General features: G+C 60.2%; 8 protein-coding genes. 1 reads left to right on the top strand and 7 read right to left on the bottom strand.

Features of this window, described 5'->3' with window-relative positions; translation table 11 throughout:
* On the top strand, positions 1 to 608 hold a 608-nt coding region (locus tag L3J03_04750), incomplete at its 5' end, for a type II toxin-antitoxin system RelE/ParE family toxin (protein MCF6290287.1).
* Between the two features lie 723 nt (positions 609 to 1,331).
* Here the strand turns inward: L3J03_04750 and L3J03_04755 are convergent.
* The 7 genes from L3J03_04755 to L3J03_04785 form a co-directional block, all read right to left on the bottom strand.
* On the bottom strand, positions 1,332 to 3,305 hold the full coding sequence (locus tag L3J03_04755) for an ASKHA domain-containing protein (protein MCF6290288.1): 1,974 nt from the start codon (positions 3,303 to 3,305) through the stop codon (positions 1,332 to 1,334).
* Complete coding sequence (locus L3J03_04760) at positions 3,302 to 4,156, bottom strand: FAD/NAD(P)-binding protein (GenBank protein MCF6290289.1); 855 nt, start codon at positions 4,154 to 4,156, stop codon at positions 3,302 to 3,304. Before L3J03_04760 ends, L3J03_04755 begins: the two co-directional genes overlap by 4 nt.
* A gap of 3 nt (positions 4,157 to 4,159) precedes the next feature.
* Positions 4,160 to 5,197 (bottom strand): 4Fe-4S dicluster domain-containing protein, encoded by a 1,038-nt coding sequence (locus tag L3J03_04765; protein ID MCF6290290.1) that lies wholly within the window; start codon positions 5,195 to 5,197, stop codon positions 4,160 to 4,162.
* Positions 5,190 to 7,220 carry a formate dehydrogenase subunit alpha gene (fdhF, locus tag L3J03_04770; GenBank protein ID MCF6290291.1) on the bottom strand — a complete coding sequence of 677 codons (2,031 nt, stop codon included), beginning with the start codon at positions 7,218 to 7,220 and terminating at the stop codon, positions 5,190 to 5,192. Before fdhF ends, L3J03_04765 begins: the two co-directional genes overlap by 8 nt.
* Before the next feature lie 305 nt (positions 7,221 to 7,525).
* Positions 7,526 to 11,806, bottom strand: a complete 4,281-nt coding sequence (locus L3J03_04775) for a phosphoenolpyruvate synthase (protein ID MCF6290292.1) — start codon at positions 11,804 to 11,806, stop codon at positions 7,526 to 7,528.
* Between the two features lie 77 nt (positions 11,807 to 11,883).
* A complete protein-coding gene (gene gap, locus L3J03_04780; protein ID MCF6290293.1) occupies positions 11,884 to 12,888 on the bottom strand; it encodes a type I glyceraldehyde-3-phosphate dehydrogenase in 1,005 nt (334 codons plus the stop codon).
* A 55-nt stretch (positions 12,889 to 12,943) separates the two neighbouring features.
* Positions 12,944 to 14,620, bottom strand: a complete 1,677-nt coding sequence (locus L3J03_04785) for a glycogen/starch synthase (GenBank protein MCF6290294.1) — start codon at positions 14,618 to 14,620, stop codon at positions 12,944 to 12,946.
* Positions 14,621 to 14,633 lie beyond the last annotated feature (13 nt).

The raw sequence follows: 14,633 nt of genomic DNA on the forward strand, positions 1-14,633 counted from the left end.
GGCGAAGCGAGTTCCTGCTTGATAGCCTGTTTATGAACAGCCGGCCCTTCTCAATGGAGCGGCCGTTGGTAGAAGAAAACCCCTTTCCCGATAGGAGGGGGTTTACTGAATGTTTACAGGAGTATTCATATGGATACACAAGAAATTTCAAGGTCGGAACTCAGGGAATTGATGAAAGAGGCTTTTGTCAGCGTTCTGACGGAAAGAAAGGATTTATTGGAAGATGCTGTATCCGAGGCTATCTTGGATATGAAACTCGGCGTGGCTATAGAGGAAGGAGATACAGGAGAATATGTCGCGGAAGAAAATATCCTTTCAAAGCTGCGGGCATAAGTGCCGTGAAGATTCGATACACAAAGAAGTTCAGCAAAGACCTCGACAAAATCAAGGACCAGGCTATCGTAAAGAAACGCCTTTTGGTACTTATTCAAACGATGAAAGAAGTTGACGAATTAACCGTGCTAAAGGATGTTAAAAAGATCCAAGGATACACAGAATATTTCAGGCTCAAGGTTGGGGATTATCGGCTTGGTCTTAAAATGACCGAAGGTGCCATAGAAATGATACGTTTTTTGCACCGTAAAGATATTTATAGGCGTTTTCCTTGATTATTTGAGAATTTGTAAACATTCAGTAAAACCCCTCCTGCTACCAGCCCCGCGCCTATGTGGTACAAATAAGTGGTTTTTCCGCTCGGACTGCTCCCTGGATCAAAAAAAACAAATCTTCTCTCGCATGGATACATGACTCCCTGGCTCTCGATTGGAACAGAAAAATTTGACTCAAAGAAACTAGTGAAGTCTAAGTCCCATGTCCCTGTGAATGCCCAGATGCATAATCCGTGAACAATCTTTTTCTCCCGTGCATAACGGCGTGCGCCTGGCCAGAGATGACGAGGCGGGCAGGGAGACGCTGGCCTAATATGTACTGAGCCTTTTTTGTCGGTCTCGCAACAACCCGCTCGACGGACGTGATTCGTCTTGTAACTTGTTGATTTTATTGGGTGGCATTTGAAGCCTTTCGGGTTGTTACGAGTTCATCTTTTTTGGATCCGGCCGAAAAGCGATTTCTTATCACCCGCCCTTATTATCACCACCACCTTGTTAAATAACTTGCCTTTTGTGACTATAATCCGGAGAATTCCGTCAATTCAATGACGGAGATTCCCATGTATGTCGTACAAAAACAGATTGCCGTTATTATTTCCTGGATTGCGGTATCCGCAACGCCTTGATTAACAATTTCAATCCCCTGCAACTGCGAAACGATATCGGCGAGCTATGGGAGAACTATCTCGAGTTCATTGGCGCAGGTTAACCCCACTTATCACCTCACCTGTCGCCGGCAGTGAGGGCGGCCAGCTGGTCGAGCCGTTCCCGCACGTTCGGAAAAAGGGAAAGGTCGGTATGGGGGAGGAAAAGTGAGGCCACGTACTGGTCCTTGAACCGGACCACCTCCGACAGTTCGAAGCTGGTCATCCGGCGCACCACCTCCACCACGTCCCTGCGGATATGGTTGCTCATCTCGCTCATCCAGGAGCCGAGCAGGGAGCCGTTGCCCACGTAGAGGATCCGCTCCGGCTCCACCTCGGGCAGCAATCCCACTGTAATGGCGCTGTCCAGGTCGATAAAACTGCCGAATGCGCCGGCCAGGATGATCTGTTCGATGTCGGTGAGCTGCAGCCCCACCTCTTCCACCAGGGTCTTGATCCCCGAGAAAATAGCGGCCTTGGCCCGGATGAAGTTGTCGATATCCACCTCGTTGATAACAATGTCGCGCTTAAGTCCCGTCTCGTCCGCCCAGGCCAGCACGTACTCGTAGCCGCTCTTTCCTGCCCGGATCCGCGGGGTGTCCAGGCTGCGGTTGAACTTGCCCCGGGGATCGATCACCCGGTATTCCAGCAGGCTGGCCACGATGACCAGCAGTCCGGAACCGCAGATGCCGAGGGGCGGCCGGTTGCCGATGGTGATGTTCATCGGTTCCAGGGTGCGCGGATTAATGCTGAAGTCGCTGATCGCCCCGGCCGCGGCCCGCATTCCGTGGGTGATGCCGCCGCCCTCAAAGGCCGGCCCGGCCGAGCAGGCGGCGCAGACCAGCCATTCCCGGTTACCGATAACGATCTCGGCATTGGTGCCGATGTCCACGTACAGGGTGAGCTTGTCGGTGCGATAGATGCCGGAGCCCATGATCCCGGCGACGATATCGCCGCCCACATAGCTGGAGATGGACGGATAGAGCAGGGCCACCGCATGGTCGCCCAGGTTCAGGTTCAGGTCGGTGGCCCGGATCGGCGGGAAGAAGATGCTGGCCGGCACATAGGGGGCCCGCCGGATGTTGTCCGGCTCCAGTTCCAGGAGCAGATGGGTCATGGTGGTGTTGCCGGACAGGGTGATCGAGGTGATCTCATCGGTGTCGATGCCGGTTTTCTTGAGCATTGTGGCGATGATCCCGTTGATGGTCTCTGCCACCAGGCCCTGCATCATTGCCAGGCCGCCGGGTTTTTCCGCCTGGATGATCCGGGAGATCACGTCCTCGCCGTAGCCGAGTTGGCCGTTGTAGTTGCTGCCGCTGGCCAGCACCTTGCCGGTCTGGATGTCAAGCAGGTTGCCGTACACCGTGGTGGTGCCGATATCAAAGGCCAGGCCGTAGCTGCGGTTCACCCAGTTGCCGGGCTGGATGTTGACCATCATGTTCTTGCCCTGTTCGTTCACCGGCCGGGCCAGGGTCACGGTCACCAGGAAGTCGCGCTGGCGCAGGCTGCGGCTGATCTTGCGCAGGGAGGCCAGGGTGATCACGATCCGCCGTTCGTCATACTGGTTCTTCAGCCCCTGGAGCAGGCGGCCGGCATCGGCCATGTTGTCGTTGGCCGCCGGCGGCGGCAACTCCAGGCACATCTTTTCCACCGGCGGGATAAAGACCCCCTCTCTTTTCAGCTCCCCGACGTTGAAGATCCGGATCCCGGCCCGGTGGCGGGGGGGCACCTCAACGGTGAGTCCGCCGGTTCCCAACGAGGACTCGGCCGGGATCCGGACGGTGAGATCGTTGTCGACCAGGGCCAGGCATGCCTGGCGGAAACCCCGGGCATAGTCCGCTTCGGTCAGTTTCTCGTTGCGGCCGCCGGTTACCTCGCCCTGTTCGAGGATCACCCGGCACTTGCCGCACAGGCCGCTGCCGCCGCAGGATGCGTTGATATGGATCCCGGCCTGCCGGGCCGCCTGGAGCAATGAAATCCCGGTCTCCACTTTCACCACCCGGCCCGAGGGCTCAAAGCGAATTGAGAATGTTTTTTTTGTCTCGTCGTTCATGGGTGCAGCTCCATCACGTCCAGCTCCAGCAACTGGGCCATGGTATATACCGGGCCGTCCACACAGACCAGTTGGCCGTCCATGTGGCAGTGGCCGCAGATCCCCAGACCGCACTTCATCTGCCGTTCCAGGGTGGTGATGATGTTTTTTTCCTTGAGCCCGATGCGGCTGAGCCGGGCCAGGACAAAGCGGATCATCAGCGGCGGGCCGCAGACCAGGGCCACGGTGTTGGCCGGGGTGACCTCGATTGCATCGAGCAGGCCGGTAACCACCCCCACCGGGCCGTCCCAGCCCGGCCGGGTCTGGTCCACGGTCAGCAGACAGGTGGCCCTGGGGTGTTGCCGCCACAGGTCCAGGTCCCTTTTAAAGGCAATATCATCCGGGGTGCGGCTGCCGTAAAGAATGGTCAGCCGGCCATAGCTGTTGTCCTGGTCCAGGCAGTAATTGATCACCGAGCGCAACGGCGCCAGGCCGATGCCGCCGGCCACGAACAGCAGGTCCCGGCCAATGATTCTGTCCAGGGGAAAGGGGCGGCCGAACGGGCCGCGCAGGCCGACCATCGCCCCGGTCCCCAGTTGATGCATCGCATCGGTGAGTCTGCCGGCCCGGCGGACGCTCAGCTGGATGGTCCCCGGCCGGCTGGGGGTGGAAGAGAATGAGATCGGCGCCTCGCCGCAATGGGGGATCGAGACCATCATGAACTGGCCCGGCCGGTAGGAAAAGGAGCGGTTCAACTCCTGGTCGGCAAAGCTAAGGACAAAGGTCTTGATCCGGGAGTTTTCCTCGATTACCTCGCTGATCCGGGCCGGCCGGGGCAGATAGCTGTTCTCAATGGTGTGGTTGATTGTCATTTTCTATTCCTCGCAGACCATGGCGACAAAGCGGGCCATGTCCACCCCGCCGAAGCAGATATCAATGCAACGGCCGCAGCCCACGCAACTCGGCCGGCCGTGTCTGGTCACGTCGTGCAGAAGTTTATGCCGGAACCGCCGGCGGATCGCCTGAGTCTGGTGGTCCACCGGATTATGGCCCCCGGCCATTCTGGTGAACCCGGCAAAGGTGCAGGCATCCCAGTTGCGGATCCGCAGTCCGGAGTCGGCGGTGACCGCCTGATCGCGGATGGTGAAGCAGGTACAGGTCGGACAGATATAGGTGCAGCCGCTGCAGTCCTGGCAGCGGCGGGAAAGCGCCTCCCAGATCGCGTCCGGAACCCGGTCCTCCCGCAGCCGGCGGATCGCCCGTTCCACCTGGACCTGGCGATGGAAATTGCCCCGGGCCTCCAGGGAGAGCTGGTACTGTGCCTTTTTATCCTCCTCCCGGGCCGGGGTAAAGAAATGACCCAGCCGGGTAATCAGTTCCCGGCCCCTGATCCGGCCCACCTCGACAAAGTAGCGGTCGCCGAGGTCGGTGAACTGGAGATCATAGCCCATTTCGAGGAAGGGTCCGCTTTTGGTGGCGTTGCAGAAACAGTTGGCAAAGGGCTGGGTGCAGCCGATGCTGATCAGGATCGCGTTTTCGCGGCGTTTCAGGTAATAGGGATCCTTGGCCTGGCCGAGAAAGGTCACGTCCATGTAGAGGATCGCCGCCAGATCGCAGGAGCGCAGCCCGAAATAGATGGTGTCCGCGGCCGAGTTGAGCGGGGTGAACCGGTAGTCGCCGGCCGCTGATATCTCATAGGTGAACAGGGTCTCCTGCTGGGGGAAGAGGTAGGGCTTGGCCGAGGCGATTGCCTGGTTTTCCAGATCAATGTCGACCTGGTCCAGTTCCTGGATCAGGGTGAACAGGGTGTCGCCCTGGCGGTTGCGGACCGGCGCCACCAGCCGGTGGTTTTTCTTCAGCCGCCGGAGCAGGGACGGCAGATGGTCTTTTCCGAGGATACAGGTTTCAAGCATGGGTCACCTTTTCGATCCGGACCGCGCATATCTTGTATTCCGGGCATTGGGCCTTGGGATCCCGGGCATCCACGGTCAGAAAGTTAACCGGCGCCTCGGTAAAGTGGAAGCTGGTAAACAGCGCCCCTGGCACGACCCGGTCGGTTATCTCGGCCCGGAGCTCGATCTCCCCCCGGCGGGAGACCAGCCGCAGCCAATCGCCGTTGCCGATCTTGTGGCGGCCGGCGTCAACCGGGTTGATCTCCAGCCGGGCCCTGCCCCCCTCGCGGACCAGCATCGGGCTTTTCCTGGTCATGGTCCCGGTGTGAAAGTGGTGATAAAGGCGGCCGGTGTTCAAAACAAAGGGATAGTCCTGGTCCGGTCTTTCACTGGGCCGCTGGTGACGGGTGGGCACGAACCGGCCCCGGCCCCGGGTAAAGGCGTACTTGTGCAGATAGGGGGTGCCGGGATGGGAGCGGTCCGGGCAGGGCCACTGCAGGCCCCAGGAATCCTCCAGCCGGTTGTGATAGATCCCGCCGTAGATCGGGGTCAAGAGGGCGATCTCCTCCATGATCTCGGCTGCTGATTCATAGTCCATCTCATAGCCCAGGCAGCGGGACAGGCCGATGACGATCTCCGAGTCGGAGCGGCTGGAACCAAGGGGATCAATGGCCTGGCGAACCAGTTGCACCCGCCGTTCGGAACTGGTGATCGTGCCGGTTTTTTCGGCAAAGGAGGCAGCCGGAAAAACCACGTCGGCCAGGGTTGCGGTCTCGCTGAGAAAGAGATCGGAAACCGCCAGAAACTCCAGTTGCTCCAGCTTCTTTTTCACCTTGGCCAGGGTGGGGTCGCTCCGCATCGGATTCTCGCCCATGATCAGCATTGCGCGTACCTGGTCGCCATGGGTCATATCCAGCAGGGTCAGGCCCGGCCCGGCGGGCAGCTCGGTCTGCCAGGCCCGGGCGAATTTCGCCCGGACATCCGGATCGGCCACCGACTGGTAGCCGGGCAGGACCGCGGGCAGGGCGCCCATGTCGCAGGCCCCCTGGACATTGGAGTGGCCGCGCAGGGGATCGACCCCGGTATCCTCCTGCTCCACATGGCCGGTGAGCATGGCCAGGTTGGAGTAGGACTGGACATTGTCGGTGCCGCAGATATGCTGGGTCACTCCCAGGCAGTAGCAGATCACCGCCTTGCTCGCCCGGGCGTAAAGCTTGGCCGCCCGGGAGATCTCGTCCAAGGCCAGCCCGGTCAGGGACGCGGTCTCCTTCAGGTCGATTCGCAGGAGCATGTCGCGCAGGGCATGAAAGTTCTCGGCCCGCATCTCGATGAACACGTCATCGATCATGTTTTCGTCAAGGATGATCCGCATCATCGCATTGACCAGCGGGATATCGGTGCCCGGCCGGATTGCCAGGTGGATATCGGCATGCTCGGCCATGAAGGTGCGGCGGGGATCAATGACGATCAACCTGGCGCCCCGGTCCCTGGCATCCATGATCCTCCGGGCCACCTGGGGATGGGTCGCGGAGGTGTTGGAGCCCGAGACCAGGATCACCTGGCTGTTCTCGATCTCATTGATCGAGTTGGTCATCGCGCCGCTGCCAAAGGTGGTGGCCAGACCGGCCACCGTGGGCGCGTGTCAGAGCCGGGCGCAGTGGTCGACGTTGTTGGTCTTGAGCACTGCCCGGGCGAATTTCTGCAGCAGATAGTTTTCCTCGTTGGTGCATTTGGCCGAGGCCAACACCCCCAGGGCGCGGCCGCCGTGCCGGTCGCGGATCCGGGCAAACGCGGTTGCGGTCGCGGTCAGGGCCTGGTCCCAGGAGACCGGTGTCAGCTCGTTGTTTTTTCTGAGCAACGGGGTCTGCAGCCGGGCCGGGTCATGGATGAACTCGTGGATGTGCCAGCCCCGCACGCAGAGGTTGTTGCGGGTGACCGGGTGGCCGCGGCTGGGCATGACCCCGGTCACCCGGTTGTCAACGACCCGCAGGTACAGGCCGCAGCCGCAGCCGCAGTAACAGCAGGTAGTCAGTACATCCCGCATGGAAACCCCCCTTAGGAAGGTAGAATTATGAATGTAGGTAAGCGTTCACCAGCACCTCATCTTCGCCCATTTTGGCCTGCTCGAATAGCACCAGTATGCTTCGCAGTCCCAAATGAACGAATCTAAGCCACTGGTAAACGCTTACGGGCATAAGATTACCGTAAATCCGTACCCCCGGTGAACGGTTATGAATGTAGAATATCGAACCGCAGAATGTTGCGGTATCGGGTTATTGGTTAGAGGTTAGCGGCAGTCCCCCATCCCTTTTTTTATCACCCATAACCCATCACCTCTTACCCGTCATCTTATATCGGCAGGATATGCACCTCTTCGGTTATCGGATGATGGCCCTTGAGAAACAGTCCCTTGCGGCCGTCGATGGATACCGGCTCACCGAAGCGGATGACCTGGCCGTTGATCTCGCAGTACTCGGCCGACTCGTATACCTTGAGGGTCTTGCAGCCCACCACGCAGGTCTTTTCCAGTTGGGTGGCAACCACCGAGGCATGGGAGGTCTGGCCGCCGCGGGCGGTGAGCAGGCCGTCGGCCGCGGCGATCTCCTTGATGTCCTCGGGCACCGTGTCCTGGCGGATGAGGATCAAGGGGGTGTCCGGGTCCTCCCGGCGCAGCTGGGCAAGGTTCTGGGCGGTGAACACGGCGCGGCCGGCCAGGGCGCTGCCCGAGACCCCGATGCCGGTGCCGAGCAGCGCGGTTGTCACTGCCTCGGGATTGACAAAGACATAGACGTTTTCTTTTTTCTTGATAGTAATCATGTCCCGGGTCTGGAGGATGGACAGGGCCTCGGCCCCGGGTCCCTCAAAGGTAAACTCGATCTCCTGGGGGTCCCACCGCTTGTCGTAGACCAGCTCCCGGGCCAGGGCCAGTAATGCCCGGTAGATTTCCGGGAACCGCACTTCAAGGGAAAAATCCTTGGACCGGCCGTCAAGCTCCGATTGTTCCACCGAGATGGGGTAGGTGGTGACCAGGCCGCTGACAATATCCTCGCCCTGGTCGCCCATGGCATAATCGCCCCACAACGCCACCCGCCGCACCTTGCGATAGGGATGGGCGGTGAACAGCAGGCCGCTGCCCGCGTCGGGGCCCAGATTGCCGAAGACCATCGCCTGGACGATGACCGCGGTGCCCCAGGCGTCGGAGGTGCCCATCAGCTCGCGGTAGTCCCTGGTTTTCTTGGTGTTCCATGAGTCAAGCACTGTTTCCACGGCCCCGATCAGTTGCAGCCAGGGGTCCTCGGGAATACCGATCCCCACGCTGCGGATCGTCTTCTGGTACTCCAGGGCCAGTTCCCTCATCCGGGCCGGGGTGAACTGGCTTTTGAACTGGACATTATGCCTGGCCTTGGCCGCGTTCATCAGGTTCTGGAAGGTGTCCCGGCCCACGCCCTTGGTCATGGCCCAGGACTGGAGAAAACGGCGGTAGTTGTCCCAGGCCAGATACTCCTGGCCCGAGAGTCTGGCAAACTCCTCGACCAGGTCCTGGTTCAGGCCGACATTGTGGACCGTGGCCATCATCCCGGGCATGGAGATGGGGGCGCCGCTCCGGATCGACAACAGCAGCGGATTGGCCGGGTCGCCGTAGCAACGGCCGCTCTGCTCCTCCACCGCGCTCAGTTCCTTGCGTACCTGGCGCATGAACTCTTCGCGGGCCATCTGGAAACCGCGGACCACCGGCCAGCAGCGGAAGATCTCGGTGGTAACGATGAAACCCGGCGGCACCGGTTTGTTTTCCTCGGCCAGCACGGTGAGGTTGAAGCCCTTGTTGCCGAGTTGGATCAGGTTGTTGGTGCGGGGGTTCCGGTGGTGCAGGGAACTTACCGCCATCTCCGGGTTATAGGTCATCAACAGGTCAAGGTCCTTTTCGTCCAGCACCTCCTTCTGCCGTTCCAGGGTCTGGATGATCCGGGTGATGAAGTTGTCCAGGTGCTGGAGTCCGAAGGTGGAGGCGATCAGGTTGCGGAAAAAGGCCTCGGACAGCCGGAGGATGCTGGAGTTGATGTCAGTGTCGTCCCAGAGGGGGCGGTACTTGGTGAGCAGGTTGGCCGCGCCGATCTGGGGGATGATGATCGACAGATTGTTCTGATGGATATTGGTGTAGTAGGCGTAGATTACATCCTTGACCCCCTCGGACAGGCCGCGGAAGATGTCCAGGTACTGGGTGTAGGAGAAACGCTTGATTCCCAGCGAGCTTGACAGCAGCTGGACCGATGTCTCCAGGCGGCGGCTGACAATGCCGTCGATCTTCAGGGCCCGCAGGTAGAGACGGAGACACTTGATGACCCGGATAAAGGTCGCCCGGGTGATGAACGAGAGGTTGGCTGTTTCCGGCAGTTTTTCCAGGTAGATGTTGGCCAGGTTCTCCAGCCGGAAGGTAAGGCCCAGGGCATCGAACTTTTTTTCCCGGTACCGGCCGTACACCGAGGGGATGTCCACCGCGATATGGCGCTTGTAGTAGATGTCCTCCCTGGCCTCGAACACCTGGTCGCTCAGGATGATCCCTTTCAACTTTTCAAGGTGGCTGAGCAGGGCGTTCAGGCACTGGTGGGTGTCGCAGATTTCCAGATCGGCCAGCAGCTGTTCCATCTCCGGGAAGCCGCCCTTGGCCGCCTGTTCCAGTTGAATCCGCAACTCCTGGAAACCGAGGTTGTACTTCTGGTGCAGGAGCTTGTACATCCTGACCAGTAGGTCGAACCGTTTTAGTTCCGTGCCGGGCAGGTCCTTCTGCTGGGCGAGGAAGGTGGCCCGCCGGGACTCGTCCCATCCGAGCAGATCCCCGATGGTTTCGATTTCATCCAGTTCCATGATTCTCTTCATCAGCCGGCGCAGGTCATCGACAAAGGGTCCGTGCCGGTCTACCTGGCCCAGCACCTCCTCCGGCAGAAAGGGGGCAAGCAGCTCCTTGTCGCCGCCCTGCCAGAAGGCGAAGATCGCCTCAATGAAGTCAACGATCAGGTTGCTGCTTTCCACATGGCTCTGTTTGCGGAGAAAGTGGATAAGCTGGTCCTGGCGTTTGTGGATCTCGTCCAGGTCAGTGGATACGTCCCGCAGTTCACCCTCGGCGCCGATCTCGTTGAAGAATACCGGCATCAGCTTGGCAAACTGCTTGAACAGGTTGTAGATCGGCTCAATGGGATGGTTGAGCAGCCGGCTGATATCCCGTTGGAACAGGTCGGTATCCTTGACGCAGGTGCCTGACAGCTTGAGGTTGATGATCAGGGCGGAGAACAGGGTGGAGCACCATTTCGGCTCCTGCACGATCAGGTTGGTCCAGACCCGGATGTTGGCCAGGTGGGCCGGGTTGGTGATCGGCTGCCAGTCCTCGTCCACCCCGGTAACATTGGCGTACTGGAAGCCGAAACGAACCGACTCCCAGAGAAAGGCCTCCACCAGCCGGCTGTTGCCCCGGTTGAAGACCTCGGTGCCCAGGACCTGGATGCATTGCAGCGAGGTGTGCGGGTAACGGCGGACATTGACCTTGAGCAGCTGGAAGGTGGTGAGCAGAAAACTCTCGATCTCCTCAAAGCTCTGCTGCCGGATAAGCAGCACCAGGCTGCGGTTGATCTCCCGCAGGGTCTCTTCGTGGATCAGGGCCAGGCCCGAGGTCTCCATGATCCGGAAGAGGAAGAGGAGCTTGCGGTTCTCGGCAAAACGGTCGGCCGGCGCGGATCCGGTGGTTGCCGGCCCTTTGTTGCTTTCGCCGAGTTTGCCGGTGATCTCCTTGTAGAGCCGGACAAAATCAACGTGGGAGGGCATGGTCAGCAGCCGGCCCAGGGCCGCGGCCGGGTCCTTTTCCACCGCCACCTCCTGGAGGCGCTCCAGGTGGCCGCGGATCCGGCGGTGGGAGATGGCGTTGAAGAGCTTGCCCGCCTCCCAGCCCTCGCACATGGTGCCGCAGGCCTCCTCGAACCAGGCCATGGTATCTTTTTCACTCAACCAGTATTGGTAGTTCAGGGTCAGGACCCGCTGCATCAGCCGGGCCAGGGGAAGAAAGTCATAGGTTGTTGTGTCCGGCTGTTGTTTGGCAATTTCCAGGAGCCGGAAGGCAATGGCCTTCATCGGATGATGACCCTGGACCATGAACATGAAGGTTTTCTCGTCCAGGCCGTGCAGCCGGACAAAGCAGCCGGCCAGGGCCTGTTCGTAACGGGCCAGGCCAGCCGGGTCGAGCAGGCCGGTCAGTTTGTCCACATAGGCCAGCAGCGCCTCCATGGTCTGGCCGAGCAGGGTGTTGTTCCGCTGTGATTCGGCCAGGGCGGTAAAGAACAGGGCGGTGAAGCGGGTAAAGGCCTCCGGACCCCGTTGGTGGGGCAGATAATGGCTGATGTTCTTGAGGACAAAGGAGCGCAGCCTGGGGATGATGATCGTCCAGTTGCGGAAGGGGTGGCTGCTCTCGTAGAGCAACTCGTCGATACCCTTGCGGATTCCCCGGAACCGGCCCACTATTTCGGAAAGAACCCGAAAGCAAGGGTCGATGGTCACTTCCCTGGTGGCGGTTTCCTCAAGATTGACCCGCAGGGCATCGGATTCGATGACCTGGTCAGGGGTCGGTTTCTTTTCTGCCATGGACATAAGGACGCCGCGTCGGTCTGGTTAAATGGTGAGCAAAGTTTCAGCCAAAGGCGCAAGGCATAAGGCGCCCGCATCCCTTACAGCGCTTTGTTGGCCTCCATGTGCAGGATCAGGTCCAGGACCCGGTTGGAATAGCCCCATTCGTTGTCATACCAGGTGAGTACCTTGACCGTGGTGCCGACCACCTTGGTGGACAGGCCGTCAACCACCGATGAGTGGGGGTTGCCCTGGTAGTCGATGGAGACCAGCGGTTCGTCGGAATAGCCGAGGTAGCGGTTGGTCGCCTCCTTGAGGGCCCGGTTGATCTCCGCCGGGGTGGTCTCCCGTTCCACCTCCATCACCGCGTCAACCAGCGAGACGTTGGGGGTGGGCACCCGGACCGAGAGCCCGTCGAACTTGCCCTTCAGTTCCGGGATCACCAGGGCCAGGGCGGTGGCGGCCCCGGTTTTGGTGGGGATTATCGACAGGGCCGCGGCCCGGGCCCGGCGCGGATCGCTGTGGGCAAAATCAAGGATGCGCTGATCATTGGTATAGGAATGCACCGTGGTCATCAGTCCCCGCTTGATCCCGAACCGGTCGAGGATCACCCGGACCATGGGCGCCAGGCAGTTGGTGGTGCAGGAGGCGTTGGAAACCACATGGTGTTCAGTGGGATCGTATTCGTCCTCGTTCACCCCCATGACAATGGTCTTGATCTCGCCCCTGGCCGGCGCCGAGATCACCACCTTGGCGGCCCCGGCCTCGATATGGGCGTGGGCCTTGTCTTTTTCGGTGAACCGGCCGGTGGACTCGATCACATAGTCCACCCCCAGATCACCCCAGGGGATGTCCCGCGGCTGCCGGTGGTTGAAGACTTCCACCCGGCGTCCGTTCACGGTGATGCCGCGTTCGTCCTCCCGGACCTGTTGCTGGAAGATGCCCATCACTGAATCATACTGGAGAAGATGGGCAATGCTTCGATTGTCGGTGAGATCGTTAATGGCCACGATTTCGACATCGGCAAAGGCCGCATCCATGTCCTGGGCCCGGAAAATGCTTCTGCCGATCCTGCCGAACCCGTTGATTCCGACTCGAATTGTCATGAATATGCTCCTTATGGTTTACAACAGTTTGTTTATGTAGTGTATCTGATTAGTATCAGTCTTCAGTCCTCTGTCCTCTGTCCTCTGTCCTCTGTCTTCCGTCTTCTGTCTTCCGTCTTCCGTCCTCTGTCTTCCGTCCTCCGTCCCCGGTCATTTCCACGGCGGTCCGGTACAACTCCAGGTAGCGGTTCCGCACCTTGGTCCAGGTGTAGTGGCGGTTGATCGTCCGGATCGCCGCGACCTGCATCCCGGCAAGTTTTGCCGGCTGCTCCCGGAAGAGGGTGAGGGCCCGTTCCATGGTCTCCAGCAGGGCCCGGGGCGAGTGTTCGCTATAGGCCAGGCCGGTGACCCCGTCAATCACCTTGACCAGGCCGCCGGTATGGCGGACAATGGGGAGGTTGCCGGCCAGTTGGGCCACATAATCGGTAAGGCCGCAGGGCTCATACCGGGAAGGGATAAGAAGGAAATCGCCGGCCGCATAGACCTGGTTGGCCAGGCCGGGGTCATAGCCGTGCAGAACACAGATCCGGTTGGCAGTGGCCGGGGCCAGGGCCAGCTGATCAAGGGCCAGCTCCAGTTCCCGGGCCCCGGAGCCCAGCAGCAGGACCTGAAAGTCTTTGTCCCGGCCAAGGAGTATCCTCAGGGCATCAATCAGGATGTCCACGCCCTTCTGGGAGGTCAAACGGCCGACCATGGTGAACAGGGGCTGAAGAGGGTCAACGGCCAGGCTCCCGACCTGGATCACCCCGCTGATTCGCCTGGCATTGATGTCGGCCAGTAACGCCTTCTTGCACAGCTTCTTGCCCTTTAAATCGCCCCGGCCCGGGGCAAAGGCAGCGGCCAGCCCCAGTTTTTCCGGATGGCGGGGATCGAAATCCGCCGGGTTGATCCCGTTGGTGATTCCGGCCAGGACGACCCCGTCCGCCAGCAGCCGCCGGCCCAGCCAGCCGGTGAGCATGTCGTCCTCGGTCTCCTGCAGTTCCCGGGCATAGTTCTCGCTTACCGTGTTCAGTACTGCGTAGCGTGAGGCAACGAGCAAGGGATCGAAACGGTCGGCCAGCAGATTATCCATTACCACCTGCTCGGGCAGACCGCAGATGGCCCGGGCAAAGGGCAGGTCTTCCACCTCCTGGTGGTAGCCGACCCCGGCATTGTGGATGGTGACCACGGCGCCGGTTCCGCGGAAATAGTGGCGGAACCCTTCCATCTCGTGCATCATCGCCGGCAGGATGGCGGTGTGGCCGTCCTGGCAATGGATCACCCCTGGTTTTTCGCCCAGCCGGACCATGAGCGCCAGCCCGCTCTTCTGCAGGAGTACGTTCATGGCGAAATAGTCGAAATAGGCAGTGCCCTGTTTGTGCCAGGGGATGGCCGCCTCTTCGTCGGCGGTATAGGTGTAGATTCCCCTTTTTTCCCGGTACCGTTCGCTGTCAACCAGAAAGATCCTGACCCGGTTCAGCTCTTGCTGGTGGATGGAGACCTCTTCCCGCCGCTCCTTGAGGGCGTAGTTCATGTCCACCTGGAACCGGTCGGTTTCAATAAAGCCGAGGGCCTCGGGATCCATGAATCCATAACAGGGCAGGACCACCGATATCCTGCGCCGGGTCCGGGCCAGGGCCTCGGCCAGTTGCCGGCACACGTCCTTGACCCCGCCGGCGCCGGCCAGTCCGGCATACTCCCGGGTGACCAGCCAGATGTTATGTATTTTTTCGATTTGTTTATTGGTAGCCATGAAAAAACCGCTT

It is taken from the genome of Desulfobacterales bacterium (assembly GCA_021647905.1).
Lineage (GTDB): Bacteria > Desulfobacterota > Desulfobulbia > Desulfobulbales > BM004 > JAKITW01.